This is a genomic window from Roseococcus thiosulfatophilus (assembly GCF_017311575.1).
GTDB lineage: Bacteria > Pseudomonadota > Alphaproteobacteria > Acetobacterales > Acetobacteraceae > Roseococcus > Roseococcus thiosulfatophilus.
Genome location: NZ_JAFFQY010000003.1, coordinates 25,480 through 45,912, shown reverse-complemented (window position 1 = coordinate 45,912; position 20,433 = coordinate 25,480). Strand labels below are relative to the sequence as shown.

Genomic DNA, 20,433 nt, shown 5'->3' with positions numbered 1-20,433 from the left:
TCCCATGAGACGGCAAGGTGACCTGGTGGCGCGGGGCTTCCACCTGGGCGCGGCGGGGGCATACTTGGCGCCATGACGCTGTTGCTCGCGCTCGACCAGGGCACCACCTCCACCCGCGCCATCGCCTTCGACACGGCGCTGGCGCCCCGTGCCATGGCGCAAATTCCCCTGCCGCAGCACTTCCCCACCCCGGGCTGGGTCGAGCACGATGCGGAGGAGATCTTCGCCCACAGCCTCACCGTGCTGCGCGAGGCGCTGGCGCGCGCGGGCGGCACACCCGCCGATGTCGCGGGGATCGGCATCACCAACCAGCGCGAAACCACCGTGCTGTGGGAACGGCGGACGGGCCGGCCGGTCGGCCGCGCCATCGTCTGGCAGGACCGGCGCACCGCCCCCGCCTGCGAGGCGCTGCGCGCGGCGGACCATGAGGCGCAGGTCACCGCCCGCACCGGCCTGCTGCTGGACCCCTATTTCGCGGCCACCAAGCTCGGCTGGATGCTGGACAATATCGCCGGCGCCCGGACAGCTGCCGAGCGGGGCGAACTCTGCTTCGGCACCATCGATTCCTGGCTGCTGTTCCGCCTGACCGAGGGCCGCGTCCACGCCACCGATGCGAGCAACGCCGCGCGCACCCTGCTGCTGGACATCCACACCGGCGCCTGGGACCCGGAACTGTTGGACCTGTTCCGCATCCCCGCGGCGCTGCTGCCGGAGGTGCGCGACAATGCCGCCCCCTTCGGCGAGACCACCCTGCTGGGTGGCTCCATTCCCATCCTGGGCATGGCGGGCGACCAGCAGGCGGCGACCCTTGGCCAGGCCTGCTTCGCGCCTGGCATGATCAAGTCCACCTATGGCACGGGCTGCTTCGCCCTGCTGGTGACGGGCGAAGCCCCCGTGCCGTCGCGGAACCGCCTGCTGACCACCATCGCCTGGCAGATGGGCGGCCGGCGGCACTACGCGCTGGAGGGCTCCATCTTCGTGGCCGGGGCCGCCGTGCAATGGCTGCGCGACGGGCTGGGCATCATCCGCGAGGCGCGCGAGGCGGGCGAACTCGCCGCCCAGGCCAACCCGGCCGAGCGGGTCACGCTGGTGCCGGCCTTCACGGGCCTCGGCGCGCCCTGGTGGGATGCGGCGGCGCGCGGCGCCATCCTGGGCCTGACCCGCGCCTCGGGCCGCGCCGAGATCTGCCGCGCCGCCCTGGAATCCGTGGCACTGCAGACCGCCGATCTGCTGGAGGCCATGCGCCGCGACTGGCCTGAAATGGGCCAGACGGTGCTGCGGGTGGATGGCGGCATGGCGGCCAGCGACTGGACCATGCAGTTCCTGGCCGACATCCTCGGCGCCCCGGTGGACCGGCCGGTGGTGCAGGAAACCACCGCGCTGGGCGCGGCCTACCTCGCCGGGGTGCAGGCCGGGCTGCTGGCCCCGCCCGGCGGCGCCGCCACCCATTGGCGGCTCGACCGCCGCTTCCAGCCCGGCATGGCCCGCGAGGAGGCCGCGCAGCGCCACGCCGAATGGCAGGACGCCGTGCGGCGGGTGCGCTCGGCCGGTTGACCGGGCGCGCGCGCGGTGTCGAACTGCGCGGGATGAATACTTTTCACCTCGGCAATGGCGCGGGCTTCTCGGGCGACCGCGTGGACGCCCCCATCCCCGTGCTGCGCAGCCTGATCGCGCGCGGCGGCCCGGCCGCGATGTTCTTCGAAACGCTCGGCGAGCGCACGGTCGCGCTGGCCCATCTGGAGAAGCGCGCCAACCCCACCCGCGGCTACGAGCCCATGCTGGAGCGGCTGCTGGACCCCATCCTGGTGGATGCCCATGCCCACCGCATCCCGCTGCTGGGCAACTGGGGCGCGGCCAACCCGCCCGCCGCCGCGCTGGCGGTGGCAAGGCTCGCCTTGGCCAAGGGGCTGCCGGACCTGCGGATCGGCCTGGTGGAAGGCGACGAGGTGACGCCGGCGGTCGCCGGCGGGCAGTTGCCCGTGCACGAGGCCGACGCGGGGCTGGACATGGGAGCGTGGTCGCTCATCGCCGCCAACGCCTATATCGGCGCCGAGCCGCTGGTGGAGGCGCTGGCCCAGGGCGCCGACGTGGTGGTGGCCGGCCGGACCAGCGACCCCGCACTCGCCATCGCCCCCCTCGCCCATCATTTCGGCTGGCGCTTCGATGATTGGGAGCGCCTGGCGCTGGGCGCGGCCACCGGCCACCTGCTGGAATGCGGCAGCCAGGTCACGGGCGGCGTCTTCTGGGACCCGGGCTTCAAGGACATTCCCGACCCTGCCAATATCGGGTTTCCCATCGCGGAGGTGACGGAGGCCGGCGGCCTCGTCATCACCAAGCCCGAGGGCACCGGCGGCATCGTGGACCTGCGCACGGTGAAGGAACAGCTTCTGTATGAGCTGCACGACCCAGCCCATTACATCACCCCCGACGTGGTGCTGGACATCACGCAATGCCGGCTGGAGCAGGTGGGGCGGGACCGCGTGGCCGTGCACGGCCTGCGCGGCGCGCCCCGCCCCGACACGCTGAAGGTGACGGCGAGCTTCGAGGGAAGCTGGCTCGGCGAGGGCGAGGTCAGCGTCGCCGGCCCCAATGCGCTGGCCCGCGCCCGCGCCACGGCCGATGTGCTGCTGCGACGGATGAAGCTCCGCGGCCTCGATGTGCGGGCGCGGGTGGACCTGATCGGCGTCGCGTCCGTGCATGATGATGACGGGGGCAGCCTGTGGCGCGGATATGTCGGCCCGGAACCACAGGACATCCGCATCCGCCTGGCCGTCGAGGCGCGCACCCGCGATGACGCCGACCAGGCCTCGCGCGAGGTGCTGGCCCTGCTCTGCTGCGGCACGGCCGGCACGGGCGGCGCGCGGTGGCGGGTGACGCCGCGCATCCTGACCCGCAGCCATCTTGTGCTGCGCGAGCGTGTGCCGACGCGCGTCACCACCCGGACCGCAAAGGAGATCGCGGCATGAGGGAGGTTCCGCTGCACGCCATCGCGCACAGCCGCGCGGGCGACAAGGGCAACCGACTGAACATGTCGCTGATCCCCTACGACCCCGCCCATTACGAGCTGATCGCGGCGCAGGTGACGGAGGCGCGCGTGCTGGACCTGTTCCGCCACCGCGGGGCCACCGGCTGCACCCGGTATGACCTGCCCAATCTGCACGCCTTCAACTTCGTGGTGGACGAGGTGCTGGAGGGCGGCGTGAACGGCAGCCTGAACCTCGACGGCCATGGCAAGACACACAGCTTCCGCCTGCTGGAGCTGACCATTCGCCTTCCGGCATGAAACGGCCGGGCCTGCCATACCGGGCTCGCCCCAATCCCGCCATGAGTGTGCGGCAAGAGGCCGCCCTGCGAGACTGCCGGCGGGGCGATGGCCCCGCTCAGGCCACCCTGGCGATGGTCCGACCGCGCCCGCACATCCCTTGTTCACTGCTCCATCACGGATGGGATTCTTGATGCACGCCCTGCCTAGCCTTCCCAAATCCCTGACGGGGATCGAGGGATTTGACGACCTGACCCTGGGCGGGCTGCCGAAGGGACGCCCCTCGCTGGTTTGCGGCTCCGCCGGCTGCGGCAAGACGCTCTTCGCCACCACCTTCCTGGTGCATGGCGCGCGGGATTACGACGAACCCGGCGTCTTCGTCACCTTCGAGGAACGTCCGGCCGACATCATCGCCAACGTGGCCTCGCTGGGCTTCGACATGGATCGCCTCATCGCCGAGGGACGCTTGGCGATGGAGCACATCGCCATCAACCCCGCCGAATTGGCGGAGATCGGCGAATATGACCTGGAAGGCCTCTTCCTGCGCCTGGAAATGGCCATTGACGCGGTGGGGGCCAAGCGCGTCGTCCTCGACACCATCGAGAGCCTCTTCTCCGCCTTCACCAACCAGGCGGTGCTGCGCGCCGAGCTGCGGCGGCTGTTCGACTGGCTGAAGGATCGTGGGCTGACCACCGTCATCACCGCCGAGCGTGGCGATGGCACGCTGACGCGGCAGGGGCTGGAGGAATACGTCTCCGACTGCGTGATCCTGCTGGATCATCGCGTGCACAACCAGATTTCCACGCGGCGCATGCGGATCGTGAAATATCGCGGCACGGCGCATGGCACGAATGAATACCCCTTCCTGATCGACCGCGACGGGTTCTCGGTGCTGCCCGTCAGCTCGCTTGGCCTGAACCACCAGGTCTTCGAAGAGCGCATCGCCTCGGGCGTCGTGGACCTGGACGCGATGATCCAGGGCGGGGGCTTCCACCGCGGCTCCTCCATCCTGGTCTCGGGCGTCGCGGGGGCGGGGAAATCCTCCCTGGCGGCCAGCTTCCTGCATGCCGCCGCCGCGCGCGGGGAGCGCGCCATCTATTTCTCCTTCGAGGAGGCGGAGCGGCAGATCATCCGCAACATGCGCTCCATCGGCCTCGATCTGACGCCTTACCTGGAACACGGGCTGATCCGCTTCATCTCCGCCCGGCCCACCTTCTACAGCCTGGAGATGCACCTCGCGATCATGCTGCGGGAGGTGCAGAAGTTCCGGCCGCAGGTGGTGGTGCTGGACCCCATCTCCGCCTTCATGGAAAGCGGCGATCCGCTGGAGGTGCAGTCCATGCTGCTGCGGGTGGTGGACTTCCTCAAGAGCAGTGGTATTACAGGCGTCTTCACCCATCTGATGCACACGCAGAGTGGCGACTACGCCACCGACGTCGGGCTGTCCTCGCTGATGGATGGCTGGGTACTGATGCTCAACCGAGAGGTCAGTGGGGAGTTCAACCGGGAACTCTATCTGCTCAAGGCGCGGGGAACCGCGCATTCCAACCAGGTGCGCGAATTCGTGATGAACGACCAGGGCATCCAGTTGCTGCCCCCCTATCTGGGCGAGGGCGGCGCCGTCACCGGCTCGGCGCGGCGGGCCGAAGAGGTACGCGTGCGCCGCGCGGAGGCCGAGCGCCTGGCGCAGGTCGAGCGCGCGCGCCTCCAGATTGATATCCGCCGCCGCAAGGCGGCCGCGCAGATCGAGGCCCTGCAGGCCGAGCTCGCGGGATATGAGGCGGAGATGGCCAGCGCCGCCTCCGCCGAGACCGATTACCAGCGACGGGCGGCGGACGATGCCGCCGTCATGCAGATGAGTCGCCGCGGCGACGGGAAGACGAGATGAACGACACGCCGCCCCCCAGGAAGCTGACCCTCTACGTGGCCGGCCAGACCCCGAAATCCATCGCGGCCATCGCCAACCTCAAGGCGATGGTGGCGGGCCCCCTGGCCGGTCAATACGAGATCGAGGTCATTGACCTGCGGCAGAACCCGAAGCTCGCGAAGGAGCACAGCATCGTTGCCATCCCGACCCTGGTGCGGGAGCTGCCGGTGCCCATCCGCAAGGTGATCGGCGACCTCTCCGACGTGGAGAAGGTGCTGGTGGCGCTGAAGGTGCAGGGCGAATGAGCCTCGACGAAGTCGCCGAACTTCGCCGGCGCCTCGCGGAGGCGGAGGAGACGCTGCGCGCCATCCGCGATGGCGATGTGGACGCGCTGGTGGTGGAGCAGCAGAACGTCTCGCAGGTCTTCGACATCGGTGGGGGTGCCGAGGCCTACCACGTCTTCATGGAAGCGATGCATGTGGGTGCCGCCGCCATCGATGGCACGGGGCGCATCCTCTACGCCAATGCGCGGCTGACCGCCGTCCTCGGTTTCACGCAGAATTCGGTGCAGGGCAGCAGCTTCACCGACATCGCGCCCGACGAGGTGGCCTCGGCGGTGGAGCGGATCATGCCGCGCGCCGCCCTCGGCGTGGCCTCGGAGGAGGTGAGCTTCGACCGGCTGGGCGAGCAGGTCCATTACATCCTCACCGCCACGCCCTTGCGCCTCTCCACCACCCACGGCTTCGCCATCACCTTCACCGACGTGTCCGAGCGCGTGCGCGCGGAAGCCGCCGAGCAGAGCGAGCGCGCGGCCCATGCCGTCATCGCCTCCGCCAACGAGGCCGTCGTGGTGTGCGACCGCGAGGGCCTCATCACCCATGCCAACGCCGCGGCGGAGCTCTCCTTCGGGGGCGATCTTCTGGGCCTGCCGTTCGCGGACGCCATCCCGCTGATCTTCCCCGATGCCACCGGCCTGCTGCAGGCCGAGGACATCGTGCGGATGGTGGTGGACGGCGCCTCGGTGCAGGGGGTGGAGGCGCATGCACCCAAAGCGCCCAAGGTGAAGGACTACCTGGTCAGCGCCGCCCCCCTGCAGGTGGGCCACGACGTGATCAATGGCTGCGTCATCACGATGGTGGACCTGTCGCAGCGCAAGGCCGCGGAAAAGCAGCAACTGCTGATGATGCGCGAGCTGGACCACCGGGTGAAGAACACGCTCGCCCTTGTGCTGTCCATCGCCAGCCGGACGCTGCACCACGAGGACACGCTGGAGGGCTTCCAGCAGGCCTTCACCGGGCGCATCCAGGCGCTGGCCGCGACGCACAGCCTGCTGGCCGAGAATTCCTGGACCAACCTCACCATCGCCGACGTGGTCCGCAGCGAGCTGGCGCCCTACACGGCCGGGGCGGCGGGGCGCTTCACCATCCAGGACCTCGGCAAGTCACTGGCGCCGCGCGCGGCCATCGCGCTCGGCCTCGTCATCCACGAACTCGCCACCAATGCCACGAAGTATGGGGCCCTGTCGGTGCCTGGGGGCAAGCTCTCCGTCCGCGGCCATGCGGAGGGGGAGCGCTTCATCGTGGAATGGCGCGAAAGCGGCGGCCCGCCCGTCACGCCGCCCAAGCACCGCGGCTTCGGCCAGACCGTGATCACGCGCAGCCTGCAATACACGCCCTCCGGCGGGGCGGAGGTGGATTTCGCCCCGGAGGGGCTGGTCTGCCGCATCTCCCTGCCGCTCGAGGATCTGCACGAATAGATCGGCCGGGCGTTCAGCCCGGCGTGCGCTCCCGCAGCTTGAGGCGATCCATCTCCGGCACCGACTGCCCGGCGTCCACGAAGGCCTGCTTCAGCGCCTGGAGGTTGGGGGCGAAGATGCCCTCGCGGTTGTCGTGGCACCATTGGCGGCTCTCGGCCGGCATGCGCAGCGAGCCCTGGAAGCGCGGCATCACCCAGCGGGCAAACAGCTCGAAGCTGTGCAGGGTCTGGCGCCGGTCGGCCCATTCATGGGCGCGGAACAGGATCCCGCCCGCGCCGCCCTCGGTAAAGTCGAGCAGGCGCTGGATGCCCTGGGCCACGGTGTCGGGCGAGCCCACCAGCGTCGTTCCGGCCTTCAATCCATCGCGCAGAGGGTCCTCGCTGCGCGTGGGCGGGCGGCCGAGCGTCTCGCCGAAATAGGTCTCGGTCTCCAGGCGCTCGCCCACGCGGACATCGGCGAAGGCGCGTTCGTCATCATCGGCGCAATGCATGTTGACGACGAGGCGCCAGTTGCGGCGGTCCATGGTCTGTCCGTGCTTCGCGGCCTCGGCCTCGGCCATGCGCCACTGCTCGGCCAGCTTCTGCGGGCCACCTGGCAGGCCGGCACCCAGCGAGATCAACCCCAGCCCATGCTTCGCCGCCGCCAGCGCGCCGGCGGGCGTGGTCGAGGAGGCGACGGCGATGGGAAAGCGCGGGTTTGTGTAGGGTGCAAGGTGCAGCCTGGCCTCGCGCAGCTCGAACCAATCGGTCTTCATGGTGACCGGCCCCTCGCAGGCCAGCAGCGCCATGATGGCGGCGAGCGATTCCTCCATGCGCGGCCGCTGCGTCCTGGCCTCGATGCCCATCATGTAGGCGTCGCTGACCAGCGCGCCCGGCCCGCAGCCCAGCATGGTGCGGCCGCGCGTCATGTGGTCGAGCTGGACGAAGCGCTGCGCCACCAGGAAGGGGTGGTGGTAGGGCAGCGAGGTGACGCCGGAACCGAGGCGGATGTGCTTCGTGCGCTCGGCCGCGGCCGCGATCATCAGCTCGGGGCTCGCGATCGTCTCCCAGCCGGCGGAATGGTGCTCGCCGATCCAGGCCTCGTCGTAACCCAGCTGGTCGAGGGCCACGAGCAGGTCGAGGTCCCGGCCCAGCGCCAGGGTGGGGTTGTCGCCCAGCCGGTGGAAGGGGGCGAGGAAGATGCCGAAGTTCAGGCCGGCATGGGGCATGGGACGCACTCCCGAGGGGTTTCGTGCAAGGCTGGCCCCGGGGCCACGCGCGGTCAACGCCGCCTGACGACCAAGGCGACACCCAGTACCGCGACGGCGGTGCCCAGCAGCGCCTGGGGCGCCATCACCTCGCCCATCACCCCCCAGGCGATGAGCGCGGCGAGCGGCGGCACCAGGAAGAAGACGGAGGAGGCGCGCGCGGCCTCCCCATGACGCAACATGGCGAAGAGCAGCGAGAGCGAGATGAGGGAATTCACCAGCACCAGGTAAGCCAGCCCCGCGAAGAGGCCCGGCGCCCAGTCCACCCGCATGCTCTCCAGCAGGAAGGCGAGCGGCAGGGTGGCCAGCAGCGCCACCGCGCACATGACCAGGTTGGCGGTGACGAGATGCGTCCCCTTCCCACCCCGTCGCTCCAGCAGCGCGCCCGCCGTCATGGTGGCCAGGGCCAGCATGGCGAAGAACAGCCCCACCCAGCCGCTGGCGGCGAGGCCGGACCCAGACAGGATCACCAGCGCGGCCCCCACGACACCAAGCCCCAGGCCCGCCCAGCCCCGCGCATCCGGCGGCGGGTCGCCCGTGACGCGCGGCGCCAGCACGGCCACCGCCACCGGCTGAAGCCCGATCAGCAGCGCGATGGTCCCCGCCCCCATGCCCGCCTTCATGGCGAGGTTCATGGAGGCGAAATAGGCGAACTGCACCAGCAGCCCCATCCGCGCCAGATGCCAGAAGGTGGCGCGCCCCGGCAGCGGCGGGCGCAGCACCAGCCAGAGCGGCGCCAGCAGCGCCACCACGGCGGCGTAGCGCAGCACCTGCAAGGTCAGCGGCTCCACATGCGGCAGGCTGACCGCGATCGCGGTGAAGCCGCCCGACCACAGGGTCACGAACAGGAAGGGTGCCAACATCAGCCAGCGCGGCGTGGCCTTGGCGTCCCGTATCCCCATCCGACCAGCTTCCGCCCGAAGCGGGGCGGCGTCCAGTTGCCGGTTGAAGCGGCCCGTGAAGCCGGATAGAAAGTTTCGAGAGAAACTATCCAGGGAAGAACACGTCATGACGGTCTCGTTGCCGCGCCTGTCCTCGCCCCGACGCGCCCTGTTGCTGGGCGCCCCCGCCGTTCTCGCCGCGGGCCGCGCCTCCGCCCAGGAGGTGACGTTGCGGCTGCATCACTTCCTGCCCGCCGTCTCCAACGTGCACCGCCATTTCCTGCAGCCCTGGGCGCAGAAGGTGCAGCAGGAGAGCAACAACCGCCTCCGCATCCAGATCTTCCCGGCCATGCAGCTGGGCGGCGCGCCGCCGCAGCTCTACGACCAGGCGCGCGACGGGGTGGCGGACATCATCTGGACCCTGCCCGGCAACACGCCCGGCCGCTTCCCCTCCATCGAGGTGATCGAGCTGCCCTTCGTCGCCCACAAGCGCGCCAGCGTGAATGCCCGCGTGGTGCAGCAGCTGCATGACGAGGTGTTTGCCAGCGAGTTCCGGGACACGCGCATCCTTTGCGCCTGGGCGCATGACGCGGGGGTGATCCATGCGCGCCGCGCGGTGAACCGCATGGAGGACATGGCCGGCCTGAAGCTGCGCTTCCCCACGCGCCAGGCCGGCGAGGCGCTGCGGGCGCTGGGCGCCGCCCCCATCGGCATGCCCATCCCGCAGGTGCCCGAGGCCCTGGCCCAGGGCGTGATTGATGGCGCCGTGGTGCCCTGGGAGGTGGTGCCCGCCATCCGCCTGCATGAGACGCTGCGCAACCACACGCAATTCGCCGGCAGCCCCACCTTCTACACGGCGAGCTTCGTGCTCGCGATGAACCGCGCGAAGTATGACGCCCTGCCCGCCGACCTGAAGGCCGTGGTGGACGCCAATTCCGGCCAGGCCGCCGCCACCATGGCCGCCCGCGTCTGGGACGAGCAGGGGCCGAGCGTGGAGACCATGGTTCGCCGCCGCGCCAACAACAGCATCGTGGAACTCGACGAGGCCGAGACGCGCCGCTGGGCCGCCGCCACCCAGCCCGTCATTGACGCCTGGGTGCGCGCCATGAGCGAGCGCAACATCCAGGGCGGCGCCCTGCTGGAACGCGCCCGCGCCTTGATCGCGCAATACGGCCAAGGGGTCGCCTGAGGCCTTGCCGGGCGTGGTCGCGCGGCTTGCGGGCGGGGTCGCCCTGCTGGGCGGCCTGGTGCTGCTGGCCGCGGCCCTGCTGACGGTGATCTCGGTGCTGCTGCGCTGGCTGACCGGCCAGCCCATCCGCGGGGATTTCGAGCTGGTGTCCATCGGTGGCGGGCTGGCGGTGCTCTGCGCGCTGGCGCATGGCAGCGCCACGCGGGCGAACATCCTGGTGGACACCTTCACGCAATGGCTTCCCCGCCGCGCGACCGGCGCGCTGGACGCCTTCTGGACGCTGGCCTGGGCCGTGGTGCTGCTGGTGATCGCGGAGCGCATGGCCCAGGGTGCCTACGAGACCTGGGCCAACAACATGCGCACCATCGGCCTGCTGGCCCTGCCGTTCTGGTGGGCGGTGGGCGTGGGCGCGCTGTGCTTCGCGCTGGCGGGGCTGGTTGCGCTGGTCTGGCTGCCGCGGCTGCTGCGGGGCGAGCGCTGAATGGCGCCGGAATTCGTGCTGGCCGCGACGGGCTTCGCGGCGCTGATGGGGTTGATCGTGCTGCGCGCCCCCATCGCGCTCGCGCTGCTGCTGGTGGGGGCGGCGGGCTATGTGCATGTGCTCGATGCCGCGGCGCTGCTGAACTACCTCAAGACAACGCCCTATCACCTGTTTGCCAACTACACCCTCTCGATCATCCCGCTGTTCATCCTGATGGGCGCGTTGGCCGAGCGCGGCGGGCTGGCGCGGGACCTCTTCGCCGCCGCCAACGCGCTGCTGGGGCGCAGGCCCGGCGGGCTCGCCATGAGCGTCATCGGCGCGAGTGCCGCCTTCGGCGCGGTCTGCGGCAGTTCCGTCGCGACCACCGCCACCTTCGGCCGCGCGGCCCTGCCCGAATTGCTGCGCCATGGCACGGCACCCGGCTTCGCCACCGGCACCATCGCGGCGGGCGGCACGCTGGGCATATTGATCCCGCCCTCGGTGATCCTGGTGGTCTATGCCATCAGCACCGAGCAGAACGTGGCCAAGCTTTTCATGGCGGCGCTGGTCCCCGGGCTGCTGGCCACCCTCTCCTACCTCGCCGTGATCTGGCTGCGGATGCGGCTGAACCCGGGCCTCGGCTCACCCGCTCCGCCGCTCGATGCCGCCGAGCGCCGCGCCGCCTTCCGCCGTGTGCTGCCGGTGCTGGGCATCGCGGTGCTGGTGGTGGGCGGGCTCTATGGCGGCGTCTTCACGCCGACCGAGAGTGCCGCTGTGGGCTGCATCGCCGTGCTGGCGGTGGGGCTCGCGCGCCGCTCATTGCCGCTGGTCGAAATCCGCGCCGCCATCCTGGCCGCGGCCGAGACCACGGCCATGATCTTCGCGATCCTGCTGGGGGCCGAGATCTTCAACGCCTTCCTCGCCCTCACCCAGGCGCCGGATTTGCTGGGCCTCTGGGTGAGCGAGCAGGGCTTCGCCCCCTATGCGGTTCTCGCCGTGCTCCTGCTGACCTACCTGGTGCTGGGTGCCGTGATGGATGAGCTGGCGATGATCCTGCTCACGCTCCCCATCTTCTTCCCCGTGGTGACGGCGCTCGACTTCGGCCTGACCACGGAGGAGACGGCCATCTGGTTCGGCATATTGGTGCTGGTGGTGGTGGGCATCGGGCTGACCTCGCCGCCCATCGGGCTGAACGTCTTCGTCATCAGCGCCATCGCGCGGAACGTGCCCATCCTCGACACCTATCGCGGCGTGCTGCCCTATGTAGGCGCGGACCTGATGCGGCTGCTGCTGTGCGTCGCCTTTCCGGGGCTGAGCCTTTGGCTGGTGCGGCTTTTGACATAGGCTCAACCGACCCTTCCCACCCGCCCTTCCGGACCACCGCCATGACCGTGAACCCCGCCGATTCGCCCGTCCTGGGCGCGCTCTACGGCACCGACGCCATGCGCGCCGTGATGAGCGAGACGCGCTTCCTGCAATCCATGCTGGATGTGGAGGCCGCGCTGGCCCGCGCCCAGGCGCGGCTGGGCATCGTGCCGGCGGAGGCCGCCGCGGCCATCACCGCCGCCGCGCGCGCGGAAAGCCTGGACCTGCCGGCACTCGCCGCCGCCACGCGCAACACGGGTTATCCGGTGGTGGGCCTGGTCAAGCAGCTCTCGGCGCTGGCGGGGCCGGAAGCGGGGCGATGGACCCATTGGGGCGCCACCACCCAGGACATCATGGACAGCGCCGTGGTGCTGCAATTGCGTGAGGCGCTGAAGCTGCTCCGCACGGAACTCGCCGGCACCATCCAGGGCTTCGCGCGCATGGCCCGCGCCCATGCCGGCACGGTGATGGCCGGGCGCACCCATCTCCAGCACGCCCTGCCCGTCACCTTCGGCTACAAGGTGGCCATCTGGCTTTCGCCGCTGATCACGATGCAGGAGCGGCTGGACCAGCTCGAACCCCGCGCGCTGCGGCTGCAATTCGGCGGTGCGGCCGGCACGCTGGCCTCGCTGGGCGAGCAGGGGCTGGCCGTGCATGAGGAGCTGGCGCGCGAACTCGGGCTGCACCCGGCCGACATCACCTGGCATGTGGCGCGCGACGGGCTGGCGGAAGTCGTCACCTTCTGCGGCCTGCTCTGCGGCACGCTGTCCAAGATCGCGACCGACATCATGCTCATGATGCAGACCGAGGTGGCCGAGGTGAACGAGCCGCACGTCACCGGCCGCGGCGGCAGCAGCACCATGCCGCAGAAGCGCAACCCGATAAGCTGCGAATACATCCTGGCGCAGTCGCGCGGGGTGCATGCGCTGGTGGGGCAGATGCTCTCCGCCATGGCGCAGGACCTGGAGCGCGGCACCGGCCCCTGGCAGACCGAGCCGCTGGTGCTGGGCCAGGCCATGGTGCTGACCCATGGCGCCCTGGCCCAGGCGCGCTTCCTCTCGGAAGGGCTGGTCGTGGACCCCGCGCGCATGCGCCAGAACCTCGCCTCCACAGGCGGGCTGATCGCGGGCGAGCAGGTGATGATGGGCCTCGCCCCCGTGCTGGGCCGTGGCGAGGCGCACCACGTCGTGAACCGTGCCTGCGACCAGGCCATCGCGCATGGCATCCCGCTGGCCGAGGCGCTGATGCAGGAGGAGGCGGTGGCCAGCCAGCTAGACGCCGCCGCCGTGGCCGCTCTGTGCGAGCCGGAAAAACTATCTCGGCAGCGCGCGCGCCTTCGTGGACCGGGTGCTGGCGCGGCTTTGACCGATCAGCGGGGCATCACCATCGCCCCGCTCTCCGCCAGCGCCGCGATGCGCGCCGCATCGAGCCCCGCCTCGCGCAGGATGTCCGGCCCATCCTCGCCCAGGCGGCGCGTGGGCGCGCGGGGAATGTCGCCATGCGCCGAGAAGCGCACCGGCGCGGCCATACGGACCAGCCTGCCCTCCGTCGGATGCTGCTCCTCCTGGAAGAAGCCCACGGCATTGAGGTGCGGGTCGGCGCGCAGGCTCTCCAGCGTGTGGGCAGGCGCGCAGGGGACGTCGGCCTGGCCCAGCACCTCCAGCCATTCCGCCGTGGTGCGGGTGGCGAGGATCTCGCCCAGCTCGGCATAGATGGCGTCAATGTGGTGGGTGCGCGTGGTGTGGCTGGCCATGCGCGGGTCGTTGTCGAAGCGCTCGGGCTGGCCGATGGCCGCGAAGAAGCGGCGCCACTGCGCGTCATTGTAGATCATGGCGCAGAGATAGCCGTCCTTCGTCGCGTAAGGCCGGCGGTCGCGGCTGAGCAGGCGCGGGTAGCCGCCCGCGTCCAGCGGCGGGTCGTAGGTCAGCCCGGTGAGGTGGTCGCCGAGGACGAGGCTCGCCATCACCTCGAACATCGGCACCTCCACCTCCTGCCCCACGCCGGTGCGGCCGCGTTCCACCAGCGCGGCCAGCACGGCGGTCAGCGTGTGCAGCCCGGTCACACGGTCGGCCAGCGCCAGCGGGGTATAGCGCGGCGTGTCCGAGCCCTGGCGCTGGGTCAGGTGCGGCAGCGCGGCCAGCCCCTGGATCAGATCGTCATAGGCGGGCAGCTTGCCGTAGGGCCCCGCCTGGCCGAAGCCCACGATGGCGGCGTAGACCAGGCGCGGATCGGCCGCGCGCAGGCTGGCCGCGTCCATGCCCAGACGCTTCATGGCGGCGGGGCGGATGTTCGTCACCACCACGTCGCAGCCCCGCGCCACCTCCCGCGCGGCCTGCCGTGCCTCCTCGCGCTTCAGGTCCAGGCAGAGCGAGCGCTTGCCGCGATTGAGCGTCAGATACATGCAGCCCATGCCCTGGTTCCGCATGGGGCCGATCAGGCGGATCACGTCGCCCTCCGGGGCCTCGAGCTTGATGACCTCGGCGCCCATCTCGGCCATGAGCTGCGTGGCATAGGGGCCGAGCAGCACCGTCGTCATGTCCAGCACGCGGATGCCCGCGAGCGGCCCCTTCCCCCCTGTCATCTGTCTTCCCCACCGTGGCGGGTCCAGCCTATGGCAGCCGCCCCCCTTTGCAAGCGCCGCCCCCCTGGGCAGTCTGCGCCACGAGGGAGAGACGCACCGCACCATGACCTTTCGCATCGGCTATGTCGGCTATGTGCCGCACCAGAACTTCTTCGACACCTGCGCGGCCGACCCGGCGCTGGAGGTGGTCCGGGTGCCGCTGGAGGCGGATATCGGCGAGGCGGTGCAGATCCTCTCCTCCTGTCATGGCTACTACGCCATGGCCTCGCGCGACGAGTTGCCGCGCCACCTGCACGTGACCGAGGCGCTGCTGGCCCGGCTGCCGAACCTGCTGATGGTGGCGAGCACCGGCGCGGGCTACGACACCTGCGACCCCGACGCCTGCACCGCGGCCGGCGTGGCTCTGGTGAACCAGGCCGGCGGCAATGCGGAAGGTGTGGCCGAGCATGCGGTGGGCCTCATGCTGGGCTGCCTCAAGCGCGTGCCCGAGGCCCATGCCGCGATGAAGGCCGGCCAGGCGCAGGACCGTGCGCGGCTGATGGGGCGCGAGCTGCGCGGCCGCGTGGTGGGCCTGGTGGGCTGCGGCCATGTGGGCGGCCGCGTGGCCGAGATCGTGCGCGCCGCCTTCGGCTGCGAGGTGCTGGCCTGCGACCCCTTCGTGGACGCCGAGATCCTGGCCGCGCGGGGCGCCACCAAGGTGGAGATGGACGAACTCCTGGCCCGCGCCGACGTGGTCAGCCTGCATTGCCCGCTGACGCCCGCGACCCGCGGGCTGATCGGCCGCGCGCAGTTCGCGGCCATGAAGAAGGGCGTGGTGTTCGTGACCACCGCGCGCGGCTCCATCCATGACGAGGATGCGCTGCTGGAGGCGCTGCAATCGGGGCATGTGGCCTCGGCCGGCCTTGATGTGTGGGAGGTGGAGCCGCCCCCGCCCAGCCACCCCCTGCTGCACCACCCGGCCGTGATGGCGAGCCAGCACACCGCAGGCGTCACGCATGAGAGCCGCGCCAACATCACGAAGATCGCGGCGCTGGCCTTCGGGGAACTGGCGGCGGGCCGCATGCCGCCGCGCATCGTCAACCCCGAGGTGAAGCCGCGCTTCGCCGAGCGGGTGCGCGTGGCCCGCGGCGCGGCCCCCGTCTGACGCGCCTCAGGCCCAGAGGCGTTCGCGGCCGAGGTTGGTGTAGAGCCCGGCCACGAACTCCCCATAGCCGTTGAAGAGCTGCGTGGGCACGCGCTCGCCGCTGCCCAGCAGGCGCTCGGTGGCCTGGCTCCAGCGGGGGTGGGGCACCTCAGGGTTCACATTGGCCCAGAACCCGTATTCCGACCCCTGGATGGTGGGCCAGAAGGTGCGCGGCCGTTCCGCCGTGAAGGTGATGCGCGTGAGCGACTTGCCGGACTTGAACCCGTATTTCCACGGAAACAGCACCCGCAGCGGCCCGCCATTCTGCTGCGGCAGCGGCCGGCCGAAGAGGCCGATGGGCAAGAAGCTCAGCTCATTGGCCGCTTCCTCGATGGTGCAGGCCTCCACATGCGGCCAGGGATACCAGCTCTGCCGCAGCCCCGGCATGACGTTGGGGATGCTCGCCGTCTCGAAGGTGACGTAGCGTGCGCCGGCCTGGGGTTCGACCAGGCGCAGCAGGTGCGACATCTCGAAGCCGGTCCAGGGGGCGGTCAGCGCCCAGGCCTCGACGCAGCGCAGCCGGTAGACGCGCTCCTCGATCGGCATCTGGCGGATCAGGTCGTCCAGGTCGAATTCGCGCGGACGGGCGACCAAGCCTTCCACCTTCAGGGTCCAGGGGCGGGTCTGCATGCGCTGGGCGGCGCGGGCGATGCTCTTGCTCGTGCCGAATTCGTAGAAATTGTTGTAGCTGGTGACCTCGCGCTCCGGGCTCAGGTCACGGCCGGCCACATAGCGCTCATTGCGCGAGTGGGCGGGCAGCGGCGGGCCGGCCGGCAGGTCGGCGACGCGCTGGGCCAGGGCCGCGCCGGGCATCAGCGCCGCCCCCGCCCCCATCAGGGCGCGGCGGTTCAGCACCCAATGCTCGGGGGTGGCGGCGGTCTCTGGCAGCTCCCAGCCGCGGCGGCGTCGGATCAGCATGGTAAGGCTCCTGGCTCAGGGCGACGGTGATACGGTTTCGCGCGGCACCGCCCGCCGGTTACGCCCTTATCTGGTGTCGGCCCAGTCGGGCGCCAGGACATGGATGCCGTCCAGGAAGAACAGCGCGTCGCGCCCAGCGCGCTGGCCGGCGCGGGCGGCGGCGAGGCTCTCCGCATCGCGCAGCACATAGATGGTGCCGGGCTCGGGCCGGCCCTCGGCCAGGCGCGACAGGATCTCCGCCCGGAGCCGCTCCTTCACCGCCTCGTCGCTGCGGGCGAGATAGACCGCGTCGGTCACCATGCGGCGCTGGGCGGCGAAGACGGCGATGGGTTCCCAGTAGGGCCCCTGGTTCGCCGCCGGCACGGCGCGGATGGCGCCATACTCCCCGGCGGCCGCCAGCCAGAAGGGGTGCTGGAGCTGGGCGGCCATCTGCGGCGCGTCAGGCGGGAAATAGGAAGCCAGGCGCCGGAAGCCGGGCTGCAGGTCCACCACCTGCACCACCACCAGCGCCGCCATGATCAACCCCGCGAGCGGAGGTCCCGCCAGCCGCACCAGCCCCACGGCACCCGCCACCATCAGCGCATAGGCCACGGGCCAGTAGAAGCGTTCGGAGGCGCGCAGGGCGGAGGCCATCTCCACCAGCCGATCCGGCAGGGGAAGCAGCGTGACCTGGTGGCCCGCGAAGCTCGGCCTGTGCGTGATGGCGAAGGCCAGCATCATACCCAGCACGACCACCAGCGGCCAATGTTTCCGCACCGGCCGCACGAAGAGCGCGAACCCTGAGAGGATCAGCGCGCCCAGCCCCGCATAGCTGCCATTGACCTCGACATGTCCCGTGTCCGGCAGGGCGGGCAGCAGCCAGCCCCATACGGTGGCGTTGACGGGGGCGAGCAGGTCCATCTGCATTTCGCCGAAGCGTTCGCGCGTGCCGGCGAAGCCCGTGTCGAGCACGAAGAAGCCCGCGGCCCAGAGCCCCACCAGTCCCACACCCGGAACCAGGACGATCTCGGCCACCAGCCGCCACCCCGCGCCCCGACGGCGCCAGAGGTCGGCCGTCCAGAAGGCGAGCACCATGGGCAGCAGGTAGGAATGGATGAGGGAGGCGGCCAGCACCAGCAGCGCCCAGCCCGGCACCCGCCAGCGCCCGCCCGGCGTCAGCGCCAGCAGCAGCCCCCAGAGCAGCAGCCAATGCGCGCCCAGCGCGAAATGCCCGCCCAGCCGGTTCAGCATCATGGGCTGGATAACGAAGAGCAGCGCGCCCGCGAGCCGCGCGATGGGGTCCGAGGTCGCCAGCCCGACCAGCCGCCAGCCGAGCCAGGCTTGCAATGCCCCGCAGGCCAGCAGCCAGATGCCCCAATATTGCGGCACCTCCCACAACGGCTGGATCGCCTTGAACAGGAAGGCCAGCAGCGGGATGGAATCCGCGTAGAAGATGGAAGAGGCCAGTTCCATGCCGTAGCGCGGGTTCAACCCGGGCGGCCAGGACCAGGGCGCCTCGCGGAAAAAGTTCCAGCCCAGCCAGTATTGCACCGGATCGGGGCCGATCATGCCGCTCAGGATCCAGTGCTGGTTGTACGGCGGCACCACGTGCCAGCCGAACAGCACGATGATGGTGGCGGCCCCGGCCAGGGCGGCGAGCACGCCGGCAAGGGTGGTGTAGGCGGGGCTTTGGGGGGTGGGGGTCACGCGATGCTCCGGGCACCGCATTGGCCGGGGCAAAGGTGGCGAATTGATGGAGGGGGGTGTGGCGGCGCCTACAGGTTAAGCGCGTGCAGCGGGCGGAGGTGCCGCCCGCTGCAATTTATTCCGCTCTTGAAATTGGGGCGGAGGGCGGGATCAGTCCTTCACGACGTCGCGCGCGGCGTCCTTGGCGCCACCCACGGCGCTCTGCACCTTGCCGGTGGCCTTGTCGGCCTTGCCCTCGGCCTGGAGCTTCGGGTCGCCGACCAGCTTGCCGACGCCTTCCTTGACGGCGCCCTTGGCCTGGTTGGCGGCACCCTTGATGCGATCCTTGTCGGGCATGACGGCCCCTTTCCTGCTGATGTTGTTGCCTGTTTGCCGGGGGTAAGTGCCGCCCCGGTGAGCATCTCCCGAAGGAGACGGTGTTCAATCGTCACAAGGCATCAACGCAGTGGTGGGGGGAAAGGATGCCGGGCCAACTTCACCGCACCTGGATTTAATCCGGCGGCCAGAACTGAACCTTCGTGCCGTGCGGTTGCCCTGGAGATAAGCTGGCGGGGAGCCGCATGCGTGGCTGTGAGGAGAGATCTGATGGAGGATCCGAAGGAGGCCTTGATCCTGGACCTGGTGGCGGCGGTCCTGTCACCGCGCCCTTATGCGGAGGTCATCGAGGCCTGGCGCACCTCCTGCCCGCGGCTGACCGTGTGGGAGGATGCGACGGAGTATGGGCTGGTCGCCGTGGAACGGGTGGCGGGGGAATTGTGCGTCCGCGCCACGGCGGCGGGCCGTGCGCGCCTTCTGGCACGCCGCGCGGACCCGAGGGAATGGCGCGCCCTGGTGGATTCGAACCACCGGCCTGAAGCTTAGAAGGCTCCTGCTCTATCCAACTGAGCTAAGGGCGCGAAGCCGGGGCAATCCCCCGAGGCAATCGCTCAGTGCGACCAGTTCTCCGTCCGGCCATAGCGGAAATTGTCCGCATAGACCTTGGGCTTGATGGGCCGCTCCGCCGGCGGCGGCGCCACCTCGTAACTGATGCCTCGCGCCTCGGCGAAGGCCACCGCGGCCTCCAGCGTCGGGAAGCGCAGCCGCACCTGGTTGCGCGTGTCGCCGCGCCCCACCCAGCCCATCAGCGGGTCCAGCGCCTGGGGCGTCGGCGCATATTCCAGCAGCCAGCCCCCGGTATTGGCGCGGCCCGATTGCATGGCGTTGCGCGGCGGGGAATGAATGCGGGCGAGAGGGGCAAGGGCGGTCATGTTCGAAGCAGGGTCCTCAACGGGCCGCGAAGTCGCGGCTGGGTGCGGGCAGGGCGGCGTCCACCAGGGCCTTGGCGAGGGCCTCGGCCAGGCAGGCATAGCCCCGGTCATTGTGGTGCAGCTGGTCGGGGGCGAGCACATCGCCGGGCGCAACCCCCTCCGCGCGCCAGGCGCGCATGAGGCGCGAACGGGCGAAGAGCGGCACGCCCGTCTCGGCCGACAGGATCTCCATGGCGCGGTCAATACGCGCGCTGAGCGGCACGGAATCGAGGCGCGGCGCGCGTTGGTTGTCCATCAGTACCACGCCCACCCCCGCGGCGCGCAGCCGGGCGAGGCCCGTCCGCATGACATCCAGGAAGGATTCCGCGGTGCGGCCGCGCAACACCTCATTGCCCCCGGCCTGCCAGATCACCAGATCAGGTTCATGCGCCAGCACATCCCGGTCGAGCCGCGCCAGCATGTCCTCCGAGGTCTCGCCGGAGCGCCCGGCATTGATCACGCGCAGCGCCACGCCCGGCAGGGCGCGGCGCAGCATGGCCTCCAACCGGTAGGGATAGGCCGCGTGCGGCCCCGAGGCCCCCGCGCCCTCGGTGGAGGATGAGCCCAATGCCACGATCACCAGCGTCCCGTCGCGCAAATCCACCGGCATCGGCGGCAAGGCGAGGCGCGGGCGCGGGCACTCGGCCGGCACCGCGGAGGGCGGCGCGGCTTGGGCCGGAGCGGCGGGCGGGCCCGCCAGGAAACCGGCTGCCAGGATCAGTGGCAGCACCAGGCGCTGAAGCATTCCTCCAC

18 protein-coding genes, 1 tRNA gene and 1 pseudogene are annotated in these 20,433 nt (G+C 70.7%); 11 read left to right on the top strand and 9 right to left on the bottom strand.

The features are described from left to right. Positions 1–72: 72 nt before the first annotated feature. From glpK to JTN19_RS01885, 6 genes are all read left to right on the top strand, one after another. Positions 73–1,554, top strand: a complete 1,482-nt coding sequence (gene glpK / locus JTN19_RS01910; RefSeq protein ID WP_206929706.1) for a glycerol kinase GlpK — start codon at positions 73–75, stop codon at positions 1,552–1,554. A 32-nt stretch (positions 1,555–1,586) separates the two neighbouring features. Next, the gene (locus JTN19_RS01905; RefSeq protein ID WP_206929697.1) at positions 1,587–2,966 is read left to right on the top strand and encodes an acyclic terpene utilization AtuA family protein; all 1,380 of its coding nucleotides are present in this window, start codon (positions 1,587–1,589) and stop codon (positions 2,964–2,966) included. Next, positions 2,963–3,283: an AtuA-related protein gene (locus tag JTN19_RS01900; protein WP_206929694.1), complete on the top strand. Its 321-nt coding sequence runs from the start codon at positions 2,963–2,965 to the stop codon at positions 3,281–3,283. The genes JTN19_RS01905 and JTN19_RS01900 overlap by 4 nt, the downstream gene beginning before the upstream one ends. A 172-nt stretch (positions 3,284–3,455) precedes the next feature. Then, positions 3,456–5,150: a circadian clock protein KaiC gene (gene kaiC, locus JTN19_RS01895; RefSeq protein ID WP_206929692.1), complete on the top strand. Its 1,695-nt coding sequence runs from the start codon at positions 3,456–3,458 to the stop codon at positions 5,148–5,150. Next, positions 5,147–5,434, top strand: a complete 288-nt coding sequence (locus JTN19_RS01890; protein WP_206929690.1) for a circadian clock KaiB family protein — start codon at positions 5,147–5,149, stop codon at positions 5,432–5,434. Before kaiC ends, JTN19_RS01890 begins: the two co-directional genes overlap by 4 nt. Then, complete coding sequence (locus tag JTN19_RS01885; RefSeq protein WP_206929688.1) at positions 5,431–6,885, top strand: sensor histidine kinase; 1,455 nt, start codon at positions 5,431–5,433, stop codon at positions 6,883–6,885. The genes JTN19_RS01890 and JTN19_RS01885 overlap by 4 nt, the downstream gene beginning before the upstream one ends. 13 nt (positions 6,886–6,898) lie before the next feature. Here the strand turns inward: JTN19_RS01885 and JTN19_RS01880 are convergent, their stop codons facing one another. Together JTN19_RS01880 and JTN19_RS01875 are read right to left on the bottom strand one after the other, a co-directional pair. Continuing rightward, positions 6,899–8,092, bottom strand: coding sequence for an LLM class flavin-dependent oxidoreductase (locus JTN19_RS01880; RefSeq protein WP_206929679.1), 1,194 nt, complete (start codon positions 8,090–8,092; stop codon positions 6,899–6,901). A gap of 53 nt (positions 8,093–8,145) precedes the next feature. Beyond that, a complete protein-coding gene (locus JTN19_RS01875) occupies positions 8,146–9,033 on the bottom strand; it encodes a DMT family transporter (protein WP_206929677.1) in 888 nt (295 codons plus the stop codon). 106 nt (positions 9,034–9,139) lie between these two features. Here JTN19_RS01875 and JTN19_RS01870 point away from each other — a divergent pair, with 106 nt between their 5' ends. The 4 genes and pseudogenes from JTN19_RS01870 to JTN19_RS01855 all read left to right on the top strand — a co-directional run. Continuing rightward, entirely contained in the window at positions 9,140–10,201 is a 1,062-nt protein-coding gene (locus tag JTN19_RS01870) for a TRAP transporter substrate-binding protein (protein ID WP_206929675.1), read from the top strand. A 13-nt stretch (positions 10,202–10,214) separates the two neighbouring features. Then, positions 10,215–10,682, top strand: coding sequence for a TRAP transporter small permease (locus JTN19_RS01865; RefSeq protein ID WP_340643261.1), 468 nt, complete (start codon positions 10,215–10,217; stop codon positions 10,680–10,682). Further along, positions 10,683–12,005 carry a TRAP transporter large permease gene (locus JTN19_RS01860; protein ID WP_206929671.1) on the top strand — a complete coding sequence of 441 codons (1,323 nt, stop codon included), beginning with the start codon at positions 10,683–10,685 and terminating at the stop codon, positions 12,003–12,005. 41 nt (positions 12,006–12,046) lie between these two features. Further along, a pseudogene (locus JTN19_RS01855) lies at positions 12,047–13,282 on the top strand (class-II fumarase/aspartase family protein); the annotation flags it as partial. A gap of 113 nt (positions 13,283–13,395) precedes the next feature. Here JTN19_RS01855 and JTN19_RS01850 read toward each other — a convergent pair. Continuing rightward, complete coding sequence (locus JTN19_RS01850; protein ID WP_206929669.1) at positions 13,396–14,607, bottom strand: CaiB/BaiF CoA transferase family protein; 1,212 nt, start codon at positions 14,605–14,607, stop codon at positions 13,396–13,398. Positions 14,608–14,710: 103 nt separating this feature from the next. Between JTN19_RS01850 and JTN19_RS01845 the strand changes: the two genes are divergently transcribed. Beyond that, entirely contained in the window at positions 14,711–15,751 is a 1,041-nt protein-coding gene (locus JTN19_RS01845) for an NAD(P)-dependent oxidoreductase (RefSeq protein WP_206929667.1), read from the top strand. 6 nt (positions 15,752–15,757) lie between these two features. On the opposite strand, the gene msrP is transcribed toward JTN19_RS01845, so the two are convergent. The 6 genes from msrP to JTN19_RS01815 all read right to left on the bottom strand — a co-directional run bounded on the left by msrP (position 15,758) and on the right by JTN19_RS01815 (position 20,425). Further along, positions 15,758–16,708 carry a protein-methionine-sulfoxide reductase catalytic subunit MsrP gene (gene msrP / locus JTN19_RS01840; RefSeq protein ID WP_206929665.1) on the bottom strand — a complete coding sequence of 317 codons (951 nt, stop codon included), beginning with the start codon at positions 16,706–16,708 and terminating at the stop codon, positions 15,758–15,760. 66 nt (positions 16,709–16,774) lie between these two features. Beyond that, positions 16,775–18,394, bottom strand: coding sequence for a DUF6311 domain-containing protein (locus JTN19_RS01835; RefSeq protein WP_206929658.1), 1,620 nt, complete (start codon positions 18,392–18,394; stop codon positions 16,775–16,777). A gap of 150 nt (positions 18,395–18,544) precedes the next feature. Next, a complete protein-coding gene (locus JTN19_RS01830) occupies positions 18,545–18,730 on the bottom strand; it encodes a CsbD family protein (protein WP_206929656.1) in 186 nt (61 codons plus the stop codon). A gap of 483 nt (positions 18,731–19,213) precedes the next feature. Beyond that, positions 19,214–19,290, bottom strand: a tRNA-Arg gene (locus tag JTN19_RS01825). A 30-nt stretch (positions 19,291–19,320) separates the two neighbouring features. After that, positions 19,321–19,641 (bottom strand): ETC complex I subunit, encoded by a 321-nt coding sequence (locus tag JTN19_RS01820; RefSeq protein ID WP_206929654.1) that lies wholly within the window; start codon positions 19,639–19,641, stop codon positions 19,321–19,323. 16 nt (positions 19,642–19,657) lie between these two features. After that, positions 19,658–20,425, bottom strand: a complete 768-nt coding sequence (locus JTN19_RS01815; protein WP_206929652.1) for an SGNH/GDSL hydrolase family protein — start codon at positions 20,423–20,425, stop codon at positions 19,658–19,660. Positions 20,426–20,433 lie beyond the last annotated feature (8 nt).